Origin of the sequence: Streptomyces sp. MST-110588 (genome assembly GCF_022695595.1) — a bacterium.
Taxonomy (GTDB): domain Bacteria; phylum Actinomycetota; class Actinomycetes; order Streptomycetales; family Streptomycetaceae; genus Streptomyces.
This window is the reverse complement of sequence record NZ_CP074380.1, coordinates 3,021,977-3,038,135: the sequence shown is the minus strand read 5'-3', so window position 1 is coordinate 3,038,135 and position 16,159 is coordinate 3,021,977. Positions and strand designations below refer to the sequence as shown.

General features: G+C 71.7%; 11 protein-coding genes. 6 read left to right on the top strand and 5 right to left on the bottom strand.

Annotated features, from left to right (window positions below; all coding sequences use genetic code 11):
* Positions 1–74: 74 nt before the first annotated feature.
* Both KGS77_RS13200 and KGS77_RS13195 read right to left on the bottom strand, forming a co-directional pair.
* Positions 75–287 (bottom strand): hypothetical protein, encoded by a 213-nt coding sequence (locus KGS77_RS13200; RefSeq protein ID WP_242581173.1) that lies wholly within the window; start codon positions 285–287, stop codon positions 75–77.
* A complete protein-coding gene (locus tag KGS77_RS13195; protein WP_242581171.1) occupies positions 284–1,849 on the bottom strand; it encodes a PspC domain-containing protein in 1,566 nt (521 codons plus the stop codon). Before KGS77_RS13195 ends, KGS77_RS13200 begins: the two co-directional genes overlap by 4 nt.
* A 288-nt stretch (positions 1,850–2,137) precedes the next feature.
* Between KGS77_RS13195 and KGS77_RS13190 the strand changes: the two genes are divergently transcribed.
* From KGS77_RS13190 to KGS77_RS13175, 4 genes are all read left to right on the top strand, one after another.
* On the top strand, positions 2,138–3,991 hold the full coding sequence (locus KGS77_RS13190; RefSeq protein ID WP_277994221.1) for a serine/threonine-protein kinase: 1,854 nt from the start codon (positions 2,138–2,140) through the stop codon (positions 3,989–3,991).
* Positions 3,992–4,112: 121 nt separating this feature from the next.
* Positions 4,113–5,432: an ATP-binding protein gene (locus tag KGS77_RS13185; RefSeq protein WP_242581169.1), complete on the top strand. Its 1,320-nt coding sequence runs from the start codon at positions 4,113–4,115 to the stop codon at positions 5,430–5,432.
* Between the two features lie 455 nt (positions 5,433–5,887).
* Positions 5,888–6,613 carry a response regulator transcription factor gene (locus KGS77_RS13180; RefSeq protein WP_277994220.1) on the top strand — a complete coding sequence of 242 codons (726 nt, stop codon included), beginning with the start codon at positions 5,888–5,890 and terminating at the stop codon, positions 6,611–6,613.
* A gap of 359 nt (positions 6,614–6,972) precedes the next feature.
* On the top strand, positions 6,973–8,097 hold the full coding sequence (locus KGS77_RS13175) for an alpha/beta hydrolase-fold protein (RefSeq protein WP_242581165.1): 1,125 nt from the start codon (positions 6,973–6,975) through the stop codon (positions 8,095–8,097).
* A 77-nt stretch (positions 8,098–8,174) separates the two neighbouring features.
* Here KGS77_RS13175 and KGS77_RS13170 read toward each other — a convergent pair whose 3' ends face one another.
* Positions 8,175–9,464, bottom strand: coding sequence for a C40 family peptidase (locus KGS77_RS13170; RefSeq protein WP_242581163.1), 1,290 nt, complete (start codon positions 9,462–9,464; stop codon positions 8,175–8,177).
* Between the two features lie 390 nt (positions 9,465–9,854).
* On the opposite strand from KGS77_RS13170, the gene KGS77_RS13165 reads away from it, so the two are divergent.
* Both KGS77_RS13165 and pcrA read left to right on the top strand, forming a co-directional pair.
* Positions 9,855–10,208 carry a hypothetical protein gene (locus tag KGS77_RS13165; RefSeq protein ID WP_242581161.1) on the top strand — a complete coding sequence of 118 codons (354 nt, stop codon included), beginning with the start codon at positions 9,855–9,857 and terminating at the stop codon, positions 10,206–10,208.
* A 139-nt stretch (positions 10,209–10,347) separates the two neighbouring features.
* The gene (gene pcrA / locus KGS77_RS13160) at positions 10,348–12,870 is read left to right on the top strand and encodes a DNA helicase PcrA (protein WP_242581158.1); all 2,523 of its coding nucleotides are present in this window, start codon (positions 10,348–10,350) and stop codon (positions 12,868–12,870) included.
* 89 nt (positions 12,871–12,959) lie between these two features.
* On the opposite strand, the gene KGS77_RS13155 is transcribed toward pcrA, so the two are convergent.
* Positions 12,960–14,672, bottom strand: a complete 1,713-nt coding sequence (locus tag KGS77_RS13155) for a M23 family metallopeptidase (protein ID WP_242581155.1) — start codon at positions 14,670–14,672, stop codon at positions 12,960–12,962.
* Positions 14,673–14,887: 215 nt separating this feature from the next.
* On the bottom strand, positions 14,888–15,916 hold the full coding sequence (locus tag KGS77_RS13150; RefSeq protein WP_242581153.1) for an alpha/beta fold hydrolase: 1,029 nt from the start codon (positions 15,914–15,916) through the stop codon (positions 14,888–14,890).
* Between the last annotated feature and the right edge of the window lie 243 nt (positions 15,917–16,159).

The following is a 16,159-nucleotide window of genomic DNA, read 5'->3' as shown; positions in this document are numbered from 1 at the left end:
GTACGGCAGCGCGTCCTTCGGGCACGGCAGCGCGTCCTTCGGGCACGGTGGCGCACCCCGCGGGACCGGCCCGGTCAGTCGCGGGGGGTGGTGGAGCGGTGGGTGCGGGTGGCGCTGCGTATGGCGGCGGTGATACCGGCCAGGCACAGGCCGGCGGGTACGGCGAGGAGCGGCCAGGCTCCCGGGACGTCCCACTCGCCGAGGGCGTCGAAGGCGTATGCGCTGCCGACGCCCAGTGCGGTCAGGCCCGTGATGAGCCGGGCGGGCTCGAAGTCGTGGCGCTTCACGAGCGGCCTCCCTGACGGGCGGTGGACGCGGGGGTCGGAGTGGCGGATGGGGCGGTGGAGGGCGTGGGGGAGGAGGTGGGCGGGTTGGTGGCGGGGTAGGCGTGGCGGACTTCCACCTGACCGGCGCCGGCGTGGAGGTCCAGGTCGAGGGTGCCGTGCGGCTTCTCACCGGACTTCAGGCCCTCGGCGGGGAGGGTGACGTCCTGCTTCTGCCCGGGTGAGATGTCCACGTCGTTGGCGGCCTCGCCCGGCAGGCGGACGTCGCCGATGCCGACCTCGATGTGGAGCCGGGTGGTGACGCCCGGCGGTACGGCGACCTCCAACTGGCCCGCGCCGACGCTCGCGCGGGTGCGTACCGTCTGTCCGTCCTTGAGTTTCAGGTCGCTGAAGTCCAGCACGCCGTGGCCGGAGCCGAGTTGGTACGCCTGGCGCACATCCGCGGCGCTGGTCGGTGCCCAGGTGCGGTCCTTCCAGTCCAGGGTGAGGTCCTGGGGCAGGACGGTGGCGCCCGCGAGCAGTGCGGCGGTGAGCACCACCATGAAGACCGTGCCGCCACCGGTCCGTCCGAGCCAGGCGCTGAGCACCAGGCCGAGGCCGAAGACGATCAGCGCGCAGGACAGCCCCACCTGGAGACTGGCGGCGAGAGGGTGGTCCTCCGCGGCGCCGGCCGTGGCCGCGGTGCCCACGATCAGGGCCAGCAGGAACGTCCAGCCGCCGATCGGCCGGCCGGCCCGTGACGTCTTGCGCCGCGCCGCCTGGGCTGCCGGGGCGCCCTGGCCCGTCCACCCGGCGGTGTGCCGTATGCCCGGTCCGCGCAGGCCGTGGGGGGCGTGCGGCGAGGCGGGGCCGGGCTCGTAGGAGACGTTCAGCGCCGCGTCGGCGGGGCCCCACAGATAGTCCGGGCCGGCCGCGCCGTCCTTGGTCAGGGGCGCGCGCCACCAGGAGGGGGTGTAGGGAGCAGGGGGTGCCGTGGTCTCCGGCGGGGCGTCGGCCACCACCTGGGCCGTCGCCGGGTCCACCGCGTCCGCTCCGCCGGCCTCCGCCTTACGGCGCTGCCGCGACCAGTACGCGGACCCGGCCACCGCCAGCGACAGCATGGCCGTGAACCCCAGGACGCCGCCGTTGCCCAGCATGGACAGGAAGAGGCCGCAGCCGACGAGCGCGCACAACAGGGCGGTCAGCGCGGGCCCCTCGACCCGGCCGGACAGCAGCCGGCGTCCCTCGTTCTCCTCCTCGCCCTCCAGCGGGATCAGCAGCCAGGCGAAGCCGTACGCGATCAGGCCGACTCCGCCGCACACGGCCAGGACGGCGAGCACGATCCGGAAGATCACCGGATCGAGGTCCCAGTGCCGGCCCAGGCCGCCGCACACGCCGGAGATGACCCTGTGCCGCCGGCTGCGGCGCAGGGACGTCCGCGACGGTGCCGCCGAGGAGCCGCCGTCACCGGTGGCACCGGAAGGGGCACCGGCGGTGGTGCCGGTGGTGCCGTCGGCGTCGGCGGGCGCCGCCGCCTCGGCGGTGGAGGTACGCCCGCCTGGGCGGGAGGAGGGTGCGTCGGTCATGGGTACATGGTGACAAGGGCGGGGTCCCCGCGGCATCCGTGGAAACCCTGGCCGATCCCTGAGATGCCCCTGGGGGCACGCTCCGGTTCCCCCGCTCCCGCCCCTTCGGGCGGATGCCGGCACCGCACTGCATCCGGCGCCTGACCTCGCCCTCTGCTGACCTGGCAGGTTCCCCGTCCCCTACGGGTTCGCCCGGTCCTGGAGAATGTGGGGCCGGGCGTGCCGGTCGGCCAGGAGCGGCGACTATCGTTGCGGGCTGGATACGTAGGGGTTCCGGAGGGGCGTGCGGTGACGGAAGCGGCGGCGGAGGACGGGCGGCTGGTCGCCGGACGGTACCGTCTGCTCGATCAGATAGGCCGGGGCGGCATGGGCACCGTCTGGCGGGCCCGGGACGAACTGCTCGGCCGTCAGGTGGCGGTCAAGCGGTTGCACGTGTCGCCCCAGCTCGATGCGGACGAACTCGCGACGCGCAACGAGCGCACCCGCCGCGAGGCGCAGGCCGCGGCCCGGATCAACCACCCGAACGTGGTCAGCGTCCACGATGTCGTCGACGACGACGGACTGCCGTGCATCGTGATGGAGTACGTGCGGTCGGTGACACTCGGCGACGTCGTCAAAGAGGCCACCCTGTCCGGTGAGCCGATGTCCCCGGCCGAGGTCGCCCGGATAGGCCGCGGCATGATCGCGGCGCTGCAGGCGGCGCACTCCGCCGGGGTGCTGCACCGTGACGTCAAGCCGGGCAACGTCCTGCTCGGCGAGGACGGCCGGGTGGTCCTGACGGACTTCGGCATCGCGGTCGCGACCGGCACCTCCACCCTCACCAAGACCGGGGAACTGGTCGGCTCCATCGATTATCTGGCGCCCGAGCGCGTCAAGGGCGGCACTCCGGGCCCGGCCTCCGACCTGTGGGCGCTGGGCGCGACGCTCTATCAGGCGCTGGAGGGCCGTCCTCCGTTCCGTAAGAACACGGCGGTCGAGACGGCGTACGCCATCGCCATGGACCCGCTGGAGCCGCCGCGCAACGCGGGGCCGCTGACCTCGCTGGTCCAGGCGCTGCTCGCCAAGGAGCCGGAGGAGCGGCCCTCGGCCCGGGACGTGGAGCAGGCGCTGCGCGGCCCGGCGTCCGAGCCGCAGACGGCGGTCCTGGCTCGGGGCACGTTCACGACGGTCGCGGGTGGTGCTCAGGTTTCCGAGCGGTCTCAGGCCCAAAGCCGGGAGGATCCCCGGGGGCAGACGTCCTCCTACGAGCCGGCGCAGTCACCGCCGGCCACGGGGGCCGCCGCCCGCCCCGAGCAGCCGGCGTCCGGCACCCTGCCCGGCGGCGGACCCGGGAACCGTACGGACGCGCCCCTCACCGGGACGGACGTGACCGGCACCTCTCCAACCTCTTCGTCCTCTCCGACCTCTTCGACCGGTCATGGCACCACCTTCGCGCCCACGGCGCCGCTCACTTCCGCCTCCGCCTCCACCGGGAAGCCCCGTAAGAGGCGCGGGCGTGCGGCGGCGTGGGGCGCGGCGGGCCTGGTAGGTGCGGCAGCCGCCGCGGGCGGGGTGTTCTTCGCGCTGGGTTACCTGGACCCGGCCACGCCGGACAAGGTGGTGGCGAACACGGGCCCGGCCTCTCCGGAGCGAAAGCCGGACCAGAAGGCCAAGCCCAGCCCCTCCACGAGCGCGAGCAAGCCACCGCCCGTGCCGGAGGGCTACCGTCTGGTGGAGGAGAACGAGCTGGGCGTGGCCTTTCCCGTACCGAAGGGCTGGACCCGCAAGTACTGGCCCGACCGCCACGAGATCGACTACATCGATCCCACCCAGCGGGTCAACATAAAGATCAGCGTTCTGGACTTCGCCAGCTCCGACCACGTCAAGCACATGGAGGACCTGGAGCAGATCGTGCGGAACCGGGACCGCGGCTACGAGCGCATGCGGCTCCAGGACACCATGTTCCGTGGTCAACCCGCGGCGGTCTGGGAGTACAAATTCATGGGCAGGGTCCGTGAATACCGGGTGATCGACCTGGGCTTCGGCCGCGAGGGCGGCAAGGAATACGCGATCTACGTGTCCGGGCCCAGCGCCGGATGGCAGAGCAGCGCGGAGATATTCGCCAAGGTGCGCGACGGATTCCGTGTCGAGGAAGCCGACTGAGCGACCTGCCGCAGAGCCGCGGGACGGCCGGTGCGCGGGCCGTGTGTCGGGGGCAGGTCAGGGACGCGTTCAGGGTCGTCCCTGATGCCTGCGGGCGCGCGGCCGTGTGACGATTTGCGGCATGACCACCGCAGCGCCTCGCGCCGAAGGCCCCTACGCCCCGGCGCCCGATCCCGACGATCCGCCCCTGCGCAAGCTCTACCGCAGCGCCGACGGGCGGCTGCTCGGCGGTGTCGCGCGGGGCCTCGCCGGTCATCTGGGGCTGCCCGTCTCCTGGGTCCGGGTCGTCTTCCTCGCCCTGTTCATGGCCGAGGGGCTGGGCGCCCTGCTTTACGGGGCGTTCTGGTTCATCGTGCCGCTGGGAGTCGGCGGGGTGGAGGCGCCGCGCCCGGCCACGCCCGCCGATTCCCGCTTCGCGCCCGGGGAGAAGGACGGCAGCGGCAGATGGCGGCTGATGGCCCGCAAGCCCGACAAGGGCCAGGTCTTCGCGCTGCTCACGCTGTTGACAGGCGCGGGCGTCGCGGCCTCCAAGTTCGAGCTCGGCCGGGTGAACGTCTATCTGTGGCCGGTGCTGTTGATAGGCGCGGGCGTCGCGCTGGTCTGGCGGCAGGCCGACAACGCCCGCCGCGCGCAGTGGGTGGAGCTCGGCCGCCGCAAGGCCATGCTCCCGGTGCTGCGCGGCGCGGCCGGTGTGCTGCTGGTGGGCGTCGGTGTGACGGGCATCGTCGTCCTCCAGGGATCGGTGCGGCATCTGGGCGCGGTGCTCCAGGCCTCGCTGGCGCTCCTGGTCGGCATCGCGCTGCTCGCGGGCCCCTATCTCGTACGGATGACGCAGGACCTTTCCGAGGAACGGCTGATGCGCATCCGCGCGCAGGAGCGGGCCGAGGTCGCCGCCCACGTCCACGACTCGGTCCTGCACACCCTGACGCTGATTCAGCGCAATGCGGAGGACTCCCGCGAGGTGGCGCGACTGGCCCGCGCACAGGAGCGTGAGCTGCGCGCCTGGCTCTACAAACCCGAGGGCCGGGGCAAGGATGAGGCCCAGGAGCCGGCGTCGCTCGCGGAGGCCGTGCGCAAGGCCGCTGCCGAGGTCGAGGACCACCACGGCGTTCCGATCGAGGTGGTGATCGTCGGCGACTGTCCGCTGGACGAGAAGCTCGGCGCGCAGATGCAGGCCGCGCGGGAGGCGATGGTCAACGCGGCGAAGTACGGCGGCAAGGGCGGTCCGGTCCAGACGTTCGCGGAGGTCGAGGGGCGTACGGTCTTCGTCTCCGTGCGGGACCACGGCCCCGGCTTCGACTTGGACGCGGTGCCCGAGGACCGTATGGGCGTAAGGCAGTCCATCATCGGACGCATGGAACGGCACGGCGGTACGGCCCGGCTGCGCGCGGCCCCGGAGGGAGGGACGGTGGTGGAGCTGGAGATGGAACGCGACGCCTGACGTGGCACGGGGCGCGCCGTGGGGGTGCCGTCTGCACGCGCCTGCTCAGGGAGCGCCGGGAGAGCGACGTCCGGGGAGCGGGCGCGTAGGGCGCTGCGGCAGCCGGAGGGCAGCGGCGGGCGAAGGAGAACGGGGAAGGGCTGAGGCGCGAGGAAGGGCTGAGGCGCGGCGAAGGGTTGAGGGGCGATGAAAAGCTGAGGGGGCGGTGAAGGGCTGAGGGGCGTTCGCGCGTGGTTGTCTGGGCACGCGCGGTTGTCTGGGCACGCCCGGGCGTTCGGGTGCGTGGGCGTGTGGCGGCGGGGCGAGCCGGGTGCGGGAACTGTGCCGGGACCGGGCGTCGGTGAGGCGGGCGGGGTGTCCGACTGTCGCAGGAGCCGGGCGGCGGGGGTGCGGTGGCGGGCGCGGGATGATGGGGTGGTACGCCGACGACGAGGGACAGGGACGGGACGGACGAGATGAGCAGCGACGCCGCGCAGGACGGTCGGAGCGAAGCCGGTACCCAGGCGGGGGAGGGGCCGGGGCGAACGGTACGTGTCGTACTGGTGGACGATCACCGGATGTTCCGTGCAGGAGTCCAGGCCGAGATCGGGGAGACCGACCGTACGGGCGTGGAGGTCGTCGGGGAGGCCGCCGACGTCGACCAGGCGATCACGGTCATCACCGCGACCCGCCCCGAGGTCGTCCTCCTGGACGTCCACCTGCCCGGCGGCGGTGGCGTCGAGGTGCTGCGCCGCAGTGCGGCCATGATGGCCGACGCCGAGCGCCCGGTACGGTTCCTGGCGCTGTCCGTCTCGGACGCCGCCGAGGACGTCATCGGCGTGATCCGGGGCGGAGCCCGTGGCTATGTCACCAAGACGATCACCGGTAAGGACCTGGTCGACTCGATCTTCCGGGTGCAGGAAGGTGACGCGGTCTTCTCCCCGCGGCTGGCCGGCTTCGTCCTGGACGCCTTCGCTTCCACGGACGCGCCGCCGGTGGACGAGGACATGGACCGCCTCACCCAGCGTGAGCGCGAGGTGCTGCGGCTGATCGCCCGCGGTTATGCGTACAAGGAGATCGCCAAGCAGCTCTTCATCTCCGTGAAGACGGTCGAGTCCCATGTCTCCGCCGTGCTCAGGAAGCTCCAGCTCTCCAACCGCCATGAGCTGACCCGCTGGGCGACCGCCCGCCGCCTGGTCTGAGCGCCCGCGTCCGTACGCCGTGGCCGGCCGTTGACGGGCCGGCCGGACGGCCGTGCCGTCCAGGTGGTGGGCGGACGGGCCATGACCGCCTCGGCCGGTGAGCCGGCCAGTGAGCCGGACGGTGAGCCGGTTGCCACCGGCTGGTCGTAACCAGTCGGCTGGCCGGCCCACCGGCCCACCGGCCCACCAGCCCACCGGCCGGTCGACGGGCCGGTTGTGACCAGTGGCACGAAAAAAGGATGACCGGTGGGCAACCCAGGGCGGGGCGTTGGCTATCTAAGGCGGCGGAGAGGCTCGCTGCCGTCGGCGGGGCCGGAACCGACCCCCACGCCGAAGCACGTCCTGGAAACGAGATGCCGATGAGTCTGACGGGCACGCCCTTCTTCCTCACCTGTATCGCGCTGGTGATCGTTGCCATCGTGCTGCCGCTCGGACTGTGGGGCCGGATCGGCGGGCCCCGGCTGGTCAGGGGCCTGGTGCGGTTCTTCATGCTGCTGTTCGCGCAGGTCACGGCGATCGCCCTGGTCTTCGTGATGGTGAACAACGCCAACAGCCTCTTCGACACCTGGGACGACCTGCTCGGTACGGCCGATCACGCCGGGGTCGCCAAGGACCTGGGCGCGGACGGGCTGGGCGGCAAGAAGATCAGCGATGTGCCCAGGCAGCTCCAGAAGTTCGAGCCGGCGACGGACCCGGTGATGGGCGCCGGGGTCCAGCAGACCCAGCTCAAGGGCCGGCTCTCGGGCGTCAGCGGCGAGGTGTACGTGTGGCTGCCGCCGCAGTACAACGACCCGGCGTACCGGGACAAGAAGTTCCCGGTCGTGGAGGTCCTCCCCGGGTTCCCGGGCTCGGCGAAGTCCTGGTTCGGGACCCTCAATGCCGGTGAGCAGTTGCGTCCGCTGATGGCGCAGGGCAAGGTCAAGCCGTTCATTCTGGTGGCCCCGCGCACCACGCTCCTGGGGGATGTCGACACCGGCTGCGTCAACATCCCGGGCAAGGTCAACGCCGACACCTGGCTGACCGTGGACGTACGCAAGATGGTCACCGACAACTTCCGGGCGTCCGCGAAGCCCGGTGCGTGGGCCGTGGCGGGCTACTCGGCCGGCGCCCACTGCGCGGTGAAGCTGGCGCTGGCCCACCCGGACCGCTACCGCGCGGGCATCGGCCTCTCCGGCTACAACGACCCGGCCCTGGAGACCAAGTCGCTGGCGGGCCGCGACCCCAAGCTGCGTGAGCAGTCCAACCCGATCAACATCCTCAAGGCCGCCGACGCGGCGGGCAAGCCGCCGCGCACCGCCTTGTACATCTCCGGCGCGTCGGGCGACGGTTACCAGGCGGGCCTCGGCCTCCAGCAGCTCGCGAAGAAGCCGACGACGGTGAAGGTCAAGCGGATCCCGTCCAACGCGGGCGGCCACTCCGCCGCCGTGTGGCGCAACCAGGTCCCGGAGATCTTCCACTGGCTGAGCGGACTGCTCAAGCCGTAAGGGGCGCGAGGGCGGGCCTTGAGGCACGGGCCAGGTGCGGTGATCGAGCGCCGGCCGTGCGAGTGCGGTGCGGGTGTTCAGGCCGGCCGGGTCGCCCCCGCGAAAGGCATCAGGTCGATGGGGGCGACCCGTACCGGCGCGCCCGGGTGCGGGGCGTGGATCATCTTGCCGCCGCCGATGTAGAGGCCGACATGGCTCACGCCGGAGTAGAAGAAGACCAGGTCACCGGGCATGAGTTCGGAGCGGTTGACGCGCGTTCCGGCGTTGATCTGGGTGTAGGTCGTACGGGGCAGGGAGACGCCGCCGGCCCGCCAGGCGGCCTGGGTCAGCCCCGAGCAGTCGTACGAGGACGGGCCGGTGGCGCCCCATACGTACGGCTTGCCGAGTGCGCGGTAGGCGTAGGCGACGGCGCGCGCGGCACGGGCGTCGGGGGCCTCGGCGGCTGCCGCGGCGGCCTGCGCGCTCATGAGTGCGGAGGTGGGGGAGCCGGGTGCCGAACCCGTACCGGCGCCGGAGCCCGTGCCGCTGCCCGTACGGCCCCCGGACCGGTCGGCGCGGTGGACGGACCCGGCGCGCTCGGCCGGCCCGGAGCCGTCGGCGGAGGCGTCCCCCAGGGTGCCCATGAGGGTGTGCCGCTGCTCGTCGGTCAGCCGGTTCAGCAGCTTCTCGGCGGCGGCCAGCTTCCGCACGATCGTGATCCGGTGCTTCTTCAGGGCACTCTGGGCGCCGCGCAGCGTGCCGGCCGTCTCCTGGGCGCGGTCGTGGGTCTGCCGTACGCCGTCCAGTCTGCGGGCGTAGGAGGTGACGGCGGCGGCCTGGCTGCTGCCGGCCCGGTCCAGGACGGTGGCGCCTTCGAGGAAGTGGTCGGGATCGGCGGACAGGGCGAGCCGGACGGTCGGGTCGACACCGCCCGCCCTGTACTGCGAGGCGGCCATCGTGCCGAGTTCGGCCCGTGCGGCGTTCAGCCGCCGGGAGGCGCGGGCCGCCTCGTCCTGGAGCCGCCCCAGCTCCTTGGCCGCCCGGTCGGCCCGCTCCTTGGCGCCGTCGTACTCCTCGGTCGCGATCTCGGCCTCCTTGTAGAGCCGGCCGACCTGGCGCCCGATCTGCTCCGGGGTCTGCGTCTGCTCCGGGAACTGCCCGGAAGCCTGCCCCGGAACCTGCTGTGCCTGCCGGGCGGGGACGGGACGGGGAGCGGCGTGGCCGGTGCCGTCCAGGACGGTGGCGGTGGCGGCACCCGCGATGGCCAGCGTGGCCGCCGTACGGACGGTGTTCCCGGCCAGACCACGGCCGAGGCCGTTACCGGGGCTGAGACGGAGACCGAGCGGGTGGTGCCTGGGCTTGCGGTGCGACGCCACGGGGGCCGTCACTTCCTTCCCTTGCGGGCCGTACGTATCCGGGGCCGTAGCCGTACGGGGACGGCCGGGCCCGCGGAATCGGTGTACCGCCGGGTCGGTCGGGCGGCGGCCCGTAACAGGGGGAGCGGGCCGCCGCCTTCCCTCTCGGCGGGAGCGGTCGACTGTCGCCGGGGCGGAGTCCGGCGGCGGTGGGAAGTCGACCGCCTGAACGAGGACGCTAAACCTGGCGCTCGCCAAGGTGCCGCCGGTTGGCGGGGATTGCCCGTTTTCGGCCGAGACGTGAATGGGGCTGAGCGGGTGCCGTACGGCATGGGGGCGAGGCCCCGCGAGCCCTGACCGAAGCGGCGATTGCGACCGCCCTGCCCGCGAGGTGGTGATACAGGGCGGATACGATCGGACACTATGGACGTAGTGACCAATATCTTCGTCGGCCTGCACATCATCGGCATCGCCTCGCTGCTCGGCGGCTTCCTGACGCAGATGAAGGCGATGGGCGCGGGCACCGCCCGCTTCGTGCCGGCCATGCTGCACGGCGCTCTGACGATGCTGGTGACCGGCATCATCCTGGTCGGCCTGAACCAGGCCCAGGACCACACGGTCAACAACTTCAAGATCGGCGTCAAGATGGCCGTACTGGTGGTGATCCTGGCACTGGTCTACGTCAAGCGTGACGAGGAGAAGGTCGCCAAGCCGCTCTTCGGGGCCGTGGGGCTGCTGACGGTGGTCAACATCTTCATCGCCGTGCTGTGGACGTGATCCGCTGAGGCGTCCGGGGGCGCGATCCGCCGAGAAGGAGGCTGACCGCGGTCCGCGTGTGCCCCTATGTGTGGCCCGCGTCACCGATTCCCCGGCTCCGGGGCGGGTTGTCAGCGGGGCGGCCTAGACTCGGTGGGCGATGAGCAGCCTCTTTGACGACAGCTTCCTGGCGGACCTCGGGCCAACGGACGAGGTACCGCCGCCTCCCGAGGACGAGGACGGTCCGGCACCGGAGGAGATCCCGGACGACCTCTTCGGGGGCGCCTTCGACGCGCCCCTGACCGGCTTCGGCACCCCGGGCCAGGGAAGGGACGCGTACTACCGGGACGGCGCCCCGCGTCCCGTCGTCGACCCCGCGGCACTGCTGGAGGGGCTCAACGACCAGCAGAAGGCGGCGGTGGTGCACAGCGGCTCGCCGCTGCTGATCGTCGCCGGCGCCGGGTCCGGCAAGACCCGTGTACTGACCCACCGCATCGCGCATCTGCTCGGCGCGCGCGGTGTCCACCCCGGCCAGATCCTGGCGATCACCTTCACCAACAAGGCCGCGGGCGAGATGAAGGAGCGGGTGGAGGAGCTGGTCGGCCCGCGCGCGAACGCCATGTGGGTCTCCACCTTCCACAGCGCCTGTGTGCGGATCCTGCGCCGGGAGTCCAAGAAGCTCGGTTTCACCTCGTCCTTCTCGATCTACGACGCGGCCGATTCCAAGCGTCTGATGGCGCTGGTCTGCCGGGACCTGGACCTCGATCCCAAGCGTTTCCCGCCGAAGTCCTTCAGCGCCAAGGTCTCCAACCTCAAGAACGAGCTCATCGACGAGGAGACCTTCGCGGGCCAGGCGGCCGACGGTTTCGAGAAGTCCGTGGCCGAGGCGTACGCGATGTACCAGGCGCGGCTGCGCGAAGCCAACGCCCTGGACTTCGACGACATCATCATGACCACGGTCAACCTCCTCCAGGCGTTCCCGGACGTGGCCGACCACTACCGCCGCCGCTTCCGGCACGTGCTCGTGGACGAGTACCAGGACACCAACCACGCCCAGTACACCCTGGTACGGGAGCTGGTGGGGCCGGCCGAGGGCGCGGCCGAGCTGTGCGTGGTGGGCGACGCCGACCAGTCGATCTACGCCTTCCGGGGCGCGACGATCCGTAACATCCTCCAGTTCGAGGAGGACTATCCGGACGCGACGACGATCATGCTGGAGCAGAACTACCGCTCCTCGCAGACGATCCTCAGCGCCGCCAACGCCGTCATCGAGCGCAACGAGAACCGCCGCCCGAAGAACCTGTGGACGGACGCCGGGGCTGGCCCGCGCATCACCGGCTATGTCGCGGACACCGAGCACGACGAGGCGCAGTTCGTCGCCGAGGAGATCGACCGGCTGACGGACGCGGGCGACGCCAAGGCGGGCGACGTCGCGGTCTTCTACCGTACGAACGCCCAGTCCCGTGTGTTCGAGGAGATCTTCATCCGGGTCGGCCTGCCCTACAAGGTCGTCGGCGGCGTGCGCTTCTATGAGCGCAAGGAGGTCCGGGACGTCCTGGCGTACCTGCGGGTGCTGGCCAACCCCGAGGACACCGTCCCGCTGCGCCGCATCCTGAACGTGCCCAAGCGCGGCATCGGCGAGCGCGCCGAGGCGATGATCGACGCGCTCTCGCTGCGCGAGAAGATCAGCTTCCCGCAGGCGCTGCGCCGGGTCGAGGAGGCGTACGGCATGGCGGCCCGCTCCGTCAACGCTGTCAAGCGCTTCAACACGCTCATGGAGGAGCTGCGGACCGTCGTGGAGTCGGGTGCCGGGCCCGCGACCGTACTGGAAGCGGTCCTGGAGCGTACGGGGTACCTCGCCGAGCTCCAGTCCTCGACCGACCCGCAGGACGAGACCCGGGTCGAGAACCTCCAGGAACTGGCCGCTGTGGCCCTGGAGTTCGAACAGGAACGCGGTCAGGACAATCCGGGCACACTGCCCGATTTCCTGGAGCAGGTGGCGCTGGTCGCCGACTCCGACCAGATCCCGGACGAGGACGAGGAGGGCTCGGGCGTCATCACGCTCATGACCCTCCACACCGCCAAGGGCCTGGAGTTCCCGGTCGTCTTCCTGACGGGCATGGAGGACGGGGTCTTCCCGCACATGCGCGCGCTCGGCCAGACCAAGGAGCTGGAGGAGGAACGGCGGCTGGCGTACGTGGGCATCACGCGCGCCCGTGAGCGGCTGTACGTGACGCGCTCGACGATGCGCAGCGCCTGGGGGCAGCCCTCCTACAACCCCGCCTCGCGGTTCCTGGAGGAGATTCCGGACGAGTACGTGGAGTGGAAGCGGACGGGGACGGCCACGCCGTCGGCGTCGATGGGCGCACTGTCCGGCACCGGCTTCGGCTCGGGCTTCGGTTCGGGACCGGGTTCCGGGTCACGCGGTGGCGGCACGGGAATCGGTACCTCGCTGTCCTCGTCCCGGAGCAGGTCGGGGGCGAGCGGCTTCGCCACCCGCCGGGCCGGTGACCGGCCGGTGGTCTCCCTGGCGATCGGCGACCGCGTGACGCACGACAGCTTCGGGCTGGGCACGGTCGTCGGGGTCAAGGGCAGCGGTGACAACGCGGAGGCGACGATCGACTTCGGCGGCGAGAAGCCCAAGCGGCTGCTGCTGCGGTACGCGCCGGTGGAAAAGCTGTAAGGCACCCGGGGAGACGGGGGAACGGGAAGCGGGGCCCAACGGTGTGGGCCCCGCAGCGATAAGTGGTGACCGGTGACGATCGGCGGTGATCAGTTCGGGTCGAGGCCGTGGCTGCGCAGCCACGGCAGCGGGTCGATGGGCGAGCCGCCACCGGGACGTACCTCGAAATGGAGGTGCGGACCCGTCGAGTTTCCGGAATTGCCCGAATAGGCAATTTGATCTCCGGCTTTGACCTGACCGGACCGGATTCTGGTGCTGCTCAGGTGGCAGTACCAGGTCTCCGTGCCGTCGGGCGCGGTCACGATCGCCATGTTTCCGTACGCGGAGTTCCACTGGGTCCGTACGGTGCCGTCGGTCGCGGCCATGACGGGCGTGCCGTAACTGACCGGGAAGTCGATACCGGTGTGTACGGACATCCAGTTGACGCCCGCCTGCCCGTAATAGGCGCTCAGTCCGTGCTGCTTGACCGGCAGCAGGAACTTGGGGCGCTCGGCCTCCTTGCGCGCCGCCTCCTCCGCCCGGCGCTTGCGGTCCGCCGCCTGGCGGGCCTTGAGATCGATACGTTCCTGCGTACGGCTGGCGCGGTCGGCGAAGTCGTCCGCGCCGGCGCTGAGACTGGCGAGCTGGGTGTCGAGCTTCCGGTTGGCGGCGGCCGGCTTGACGGGCGGGACTTCCTTGGTGGCCTGCGTGGTCCGGCCGTCGGTGCCCTTGCCGATGCCGCTGACCGAGGCGGCGGCGACGGCGCACACGCCCATGGCCGCCACCGAGGGAACGGCCACGGTCAGCAGCGCGGAGCGCTTGACGGTACGGCGGCCCCGGCCACGGTTACGGCCGCCGGCTCGGCTGCCGGCCACGGAGGCGCTGCCGGCACCGGTGACGGTGGCCTCGGCGGTGTCGGCGTGGGAGTCGGCATGGGCGCCGGCGTGGGTGCCGGATCCGGTGTCCGCGCCGGTCGCGGTGGCGCGGTGGGCGTCGCCCGGGTCCCCGCCCGCGCCGCCGCTGTCGCCGTCACCGCTGCCGCCGTCGGCGGGGAAGGTGAGGACCATGGCGGTCTGGGTCTCGGCCAGGTGCCCGGAGACGTCCTGGGCTCCGGCTCCGTGGGCGGCGTGCTGCGAGGCACCGTGCGGGTCGGCCTCGTACGCGCCGTAACTGCTCAGGTCCCACTGCGCGGTGGCTTCCCACGGCCCGCCGCCGTGCGTGTCGTGCGGCGCGGTGCCCTCCCAGGCGGCGCCGTGCGGGTAGCCGCTCTCACCGCGCGGCGCGCTCGCCTGCGCCGGGATACCGGGAGCCGGGTCATGGCCGGTGACCGGCCACATCGCGGTGGCGTCGTGACCGGTGAGCGCCGCGACGTCGTAACTGGCCGTGGGGCATCCGCTGATGTCGTACGCGGTGTGCGCGTACGGGTCGTCGTAGCCGTCGCGGCCGTCGTAGCCGCCTGCCTGCCGCTGGCCGGCGCCGGTGGCGTACGCGCCGGTGTCGTACGGGCCCGTGCCGCCACCGTAGGCGTCCGCGCCCGCGCCGTACGAGCTGGTGTCGTATGAGTCCGCTGCGTACCCGGTGGTCCCGTAGCCGCTGGTCCCGTACCCGTTGGTCTCGTATGTGCCGGCCGGTGTGCTGTAGAGCTGATCGCCCTCGCCGTAGGCGGCGTATCCGGAAGGGGAGTCCTGCGGTCCGTACGACGGGTGGTCCCCGTAGTGCTGCGCGTACGGTGCCGTGGATCCGTAAGCCGGGTAGTGCCCATATGAGGCGTCGGGAGAGGGGACGGCCGGGGCCTGAGCCCCCGACGGGTGACGGTCGTTCACCACCACTTCTCTTTCGCCTCGGAAGCAGGAGAATTAGCGGTGACTGTACCCGGCGGTACGCGACGGCGACAATCTTCGGCAGGTTTCGGGCCTTCCGGGAACGGGCATTTGGCCGCCTATCGGCAGCGCCTATCGACTTCTTGGCGCCGTGTTCGAAATTTGTTCGAGGTGGGCCGGGGTTGATCGGCGGCCACGGGATTCACGGTGCATCGGTCTCAGGCCACCGAAATCGCCTTCCCGGTCCCTTGTGCGGCTTCCGCGGCGCCGAGGGCCGTACGTATTCCGGCGGCGACCGCCCCGCTGACCGGTAACGCGAGATGTCCGATACCGGAGACCTGCACGTTGTGCGCGATCAAATCCTCATGATCGATTCGCGCGGTCCGCGCCGGGACCATCACCTGGTCCAGGTCGCTCCAGAAGCACACGAAATGCGTGCGGCAATTCGGTGCCGGGGCCGCCAGCTCCTTGATCACATCCGAATCCGGACGCATCTGGCGCACGATCGGATGGGCGGACATCAAGGGCGCCACGCGGGTGCCGGAGTGCGGGGTGCCGAGTGTGACCAGCGTACGGATGCGGTGATCGCCGCCGAGGCGCTGTGTGTAATAACGGGCGATGAGACCACCGAGGCTGTGGCCCACCACGTCCACCCGGTGGTGGCCCGTACGCCGGCAGAACTCCTCCACATGGCGGCCCAGCAGTTCGGCGGCCTGGCGGATGTCACAGGTCAAGGGGGAGTAGTTGAGTGCTTCCACGTGTCTCCAGCCGTGCCGGTGCAGGGAACGGCGCAGCAGGACGAAGACGGAACGGTTGTCGATGAAGCCGTGCAGGAGGAGGACGGGCAGGTGGGTACTGTCCTGTGCCGTCGGCAGCGGTGTGGGGCCGCCGCCGTGACGGCCGGCGGCCGGACCGATGGCGGGGGCGATGGCAGGAGCGATGGCCGGGTTGGGCGCCGGACGGGGGGCCTGGCCGATGGCCGTTGCCCTGGTCGGGCCGATGGCCGTGGCCGTTCCGCCGGCCGTTCCGGCGCCCGGGCCGGTGATCACGCCGGTGGTCACGCCGGTGGCCGTTCCGGTGGTCGTTCCGGTGTCCGGGTCGTCGGCCGGGTCGGTGAGGCGCTGTTCCTGGGCGATGCCGGTCGGGTACAGGAGCAGGTGCCCGGCGAGGATCGCCAGCTCCACGACCGTCGCGCGCAGCAGCGCGGAGGGGCGGGTGAGAGAACAGAGAAAGGGCAGGGTCTTCATGGCCGACCTCCCGAACGGCACGCGGGAGGTGGCTCCGTCCCCCGTGTGCCCTCATGGGAAGCCGAAGGTGAGTTGCCTGCTGCCTGTAGCCCGTACGCGGCTTCCGCGGGCGATCCCCGCACGTGCTTCCCGTATGCGGTTCGCGTACACGGCACCCGTGCGTGACCCCCGTGCATGACTCCCGTACAGCTCGACGCCCGCATACGGCTTTCGTACGCGACCTCGCTCGTACGTGACTCGTGT

Coding starts and splice junctions, on each gene's coding strand:
- KGS77_RS13195 (WP_242581171.1), bottom strand. CDS start 1,849: ATGACCGACGCACCCTCCTCCCGCCCAGGCGGGCGTACCTCCACCGCC.
- KGS77_RS13150 (WP_242581153.1), bottom strand. CDS start 15,916: ATGAAGACCCTGCCCTTTCTCTGTTCTCTCACCCGCCCCTCCGCGCTG.
- KGS77_RS13185 (WP_242581169.1), top strand. CDS start 4,113: ATGACCACCGCAGCGCCTCGCGCCGAAGGCCCCTACGCCCCGGCGCCC.
- KGS77_RS13175 (WP_242581165.1), top strand. CDS start 6,973: ATGAGTCTGACGGGCACGCCCTTCTTCCTCACCTGTATCGCGCTGGTG.
- pcrA (WP_242581158.1), top strand. CDS start 10,348: ATGAGCAGCCTCTTTGACGACAGCTTCCTGGCGGACCTCGGGCCAACG.
- KGS77_RS13165 (WP_242581161.1), top strand. CDS start 9,855: ATGGACGTAGTGACCAATATCTTCGTCGGCCTGCACATCATCGGCATC.
- KGS77_RS13180 (WP_277994220.1), top strand. CDS start 5,888: ATGAGCAGCGACGCCGCGCAGGACGGTCGGAGCGAAGCCGGTACCCAG.